Here is a 2,978-nt window from a genome sequence, read left to right on the forward strand (position 1 = left end):
GCTTCCACGGCGGAAGATTCTAGAGGTTTCCGGGTCTTAAAGGCGAACGAGTGCGAGAAATTACCACCCGCCTCGCCTCCTTGCCGTCCAGGGTGGGGGTCAGGCCCTGGCGCCCTTGGGGAATGCGACCTCAGCCCCGCGCCTGGGCTCCCCGGTCATAGCGGAAGGGGGTGAGGTCGACGGACGGCCTCTCGCCCAGCACCGCCTGCGCCACCAGCTTCGCGGTGATGGGGGTGAGGAGGATGCCGTTGCGGAAGTGGCCGGTGGCCAGGAACAGGCCCGGCATGGGCCCTGCCCCGATGTAGGGCAATGCGTCCTGGGTCCACGGCCGGAAGCCGGCCCAGGTCTCCGTGACGGGCGCGCTGCCCAGCTCCGGACACAGCTGGAGCGCCATGTCGAGGATCCCCGCCAGCCCCGCCGCCGTCACCTGCTTGTCGTAGCCCACGTGCTCCATGGTGCTGCCGGCGATGACGCGCCCGTCCGCGCGCGGCACCAGGTAGCCCTTCGCGGACGTCACGACGCGCTCCAGCAATGGCAGCCGCGTCTGGAGCTGCACCATCTGGCCGCGCGCCGGGCGCACCGCCTGGGGGGCCACGCCCGAGCCCTGGACCAGGGAGGACCAGGAGCCCGCCGCCAGCACCACGGCGTCCGCGCGCAGCACCTCGCCGTCCAGGTCCACGCCCACCGCGCGGCCCTGCTCGTGCACCACGCCGCGCACGTACCCACCGCGGAACGTGGCGCCCACGCGCGCGGCGGACATGGTCAGCGCGCGCACGAGCAGCCGGTTGTCCACCTGATGATCATCCGGGAAGTGCGCGGCGCCCACGGCCTCCGGGGACAGCCGGGGCTCCAGCTCGCGCGCGCCCTTGCCGTCGAGCAGCTCCGCGCGCAGGCCCATGCCGTGCTGCCAGCCCACGGTGGACTCCACGTGGTGGTGATCCGCTTCGTCGAACGCGACGCGCAACAGGCCGCAGGGCCGGTAGGCGATGTCCACGCCGGACAGCTCGCGCAGCTCGGTGGCGAACTGGGCGTAGAGGGCGCGGCTTCGCAGGCACAGCTCGAAGAAGGGGCCGGGCCCTTCGGACTCCCACTGAGGCGCGAGGATGCCCGCGGCGGCGCTGGACGCTTCCGCGCCCGGGATGGAGCGCTCCAGCACCGTCACGCGAGCGCCCGCCTGCCTGAGCCGCAGTGCGATGCCGCAGCCCATCACGCCTCCGCCCACCACCAGGACGTCCGAGGTTGCCATGGGCCGCTTCTGCTCAAGCAGGGTCGGGTTTGCAAGCGTCAAGACCGGCTCGTACCCGGGGGTGACTTGACGGGGGAGGCTCCGATCGTTAACCCTAGGGGCGTGCGTTCCATCTCCGTGCATCACCACCATGCGCATCATCGGCCGGCCCAAGACGGGACCGTTCGCCGCGCGCATGCCTGGGTGACGCACTAGAAGCGCACCTCCTCCGGCAGATGCCGCAGTGAATCGAAGGCCCGTCCCCCCAGGACGGGCCTTTTTTCGTTTCAGCCCCCCGTGAGTCCCGCGAGCCCACCCATGTTGAAGATTGCCCTGCCCAACAAAGGACGTCTGTCCGAGGAAGTGCGAGAGCTGTTCAACGACGCGGGCCTGGAGGTCCGTGGCCGGGGCGAGCGCGCCCTCACCGCGTCGCTGGGCGGCGAGTTCGAGGCCATCTTCGTCCGAGCCCAGGACATCCCGGAGTTCGTCGCGGACGGCGCCGCTCAGGCGGGCGTCACCGGCTGGGACCTGGTCAACGAGGCGGGCCGCGAGCTCGAGTCGTTGATGGACCTGGAGTTCGGCCGGTGCCGGCTGGTGGTGGCCGCGCGCGAGGACAGCGGCATCACCCGCGCGGAGGACGTGAAGGACGGGATGCGGGTGGCGTCCTGCTTCCCCCGGCTGACGCAGGCGTGGTTCCAGCAGCGCGGGCAGCGGGTGACGGTGGTGCCGGTGAGCGGCGCGGCGGAGATCGCCCCGCACCTGGGCATCGCGGACATCGTCGTGGACCTCACGTCCACGGGCTCCACGCTGAAGATGAACGGCCTTCGCGAGGTGTCCACGGTGCTGGAGTCCAGCGCCCGGCTGGTCGCGTATCCCGGCAACGGCGCGGAGGCGCGGCGCTCGCTGGAGGAGCTGACGCAGGCGCTGGGGTCGGTGCTGGCGGCGCGGGGCCGGCGCTACCTGATGGCCAACGTGCCGAAGACGTCCCTGGAGCAGGTGCGCGAGGTGCTGCCCGGCCTCAACGGCCCCACGGTGGTGGACGTGATGGACGGGGGCAACTTCGTCGCGGTGCACGCGGTCGTCTCCTCCCGCACCATCTACCGCACCGTCAACGCGCTGAAGGCGCTGGGCGGCCAGGGCATCCTCGTCACGCGCATCGAGAGGTTGATGGCATGAGCGCCCCCATCCTCAAGTACCAGGGGGCGCTGTCCGCCCTGACGCCCGAAGCGCTGCGCCGCTTGCTGGACCGCAGCCCGGGGGACGCCGATGCCCAGGTGGCCACCCGCGTCCGGGCGCTCATCGCCCGCGTGCGCGCGGAAGGGGACCGGGCCCTCTTCGACTTCGCGCGCCAGTTCGACCGCGTGGAGTTGAAGGCCCTGGAGGTGCCCCGCGCGCGGTGGGTCGCGGCGCTGGAGTCCCTTCCCTCCGACGTGCGCGATGCCCTGGTCCGCGCCGCGCGCAACATCGCCCGGGCGCACGCGGCGCAGCGGCCCACGTCGGTGGAGGTGGAGACGGAGCCCGGTGTCGTGGTGGGTCGGCGGCCGGATCCGCTGGGTCGCGTGGGCGTGTACGCGCCCGGAGGCCGGGCGGTGTACCCGAGCAGCGTGCTGATGGGCGTGGTCCCCGCGAAGGTGGCGGGCGTGGGGGAGATCATCGTCTGCTCTCCGCCGGGACCGGACGGCCTGCCGAGCGCGGGCGTGCTCGCGGCGGCGGCGCTGGCGGGCGCGGATCGCGTCTTCGCGCTGGGCGGGGC

At 72.5% G+C, this 2,978-nt stretch carries 3 protein-coding genes; 2 read left to right on the forward strand and 1 reads right to left on the reverse strand.

Annotated elements, in window-relative coordinates; all coding sequences use genetic code 11:
* Positions 1-130 precede the first annotated feature (130 nt).
* Complete coding sequence (gene thiO, locus D7V93_RS41055) at positions 131-1,246, reverse strand: glycine oxidase ThiO (protein ID WP_120648430.1); 1,116 nt, start codon at positions 1,244-1,246, stop codon at positions 131-133.
* A 297-nt stretch (positions 1,247-1,543) separates the two neighbouring features.
* On the opposite strand from thiO, the gene hisG reads away from it, so the two are divergent.
* Positions 1,544-2,401 carry an ATP phosphoribosyltransferase gene (gene hisG / locus D7V93_RS41060; protein ID WP_120648431.1) on the forward strand — a complete coding sequence of 286 codons (858 nt, stop codon included), beginning with the start codon at positions 1,544-1,546 and terminating at the stop codon, positions 2,399-2,401.
* The coding region (locus tag D7V93_RS41065) for a histidinol dehydrogenase (RefSeq protein WP_208723318.1) at positions 2,398-2,978 on the forward strand (581 nt) is incomplete at its 3' end. The genes hisG and D7V93_RS41065, both read left to right, overlap by 4 nt.

The sequence above is a fragment of the Corallococcus llansteffanensis genome, from assembly GCF_003612055.1.
Taxonomy (GTDB): Bacteria; Myxococcota; Myxococcia; order Myxococcales; family Myxococcaceae; genus Corallococcus; species Corallococcus llansteffanensis.

Coding starts and splice junctions, on each gene's coding strand:
- thiO (WP_120648430.1), bottom strand. CDS start 1,246: ATGGCAACCTCGGACGTCCTGGTGGTGGGCGGAGGCGTGATGGGCTGC.
- hisG (WP_120648431.1), top strand. CDS start 1,544: ATGTTGAAGATTGCCCTGCCCAACAAAGGACGTCTGTCCGAGGAAGTG.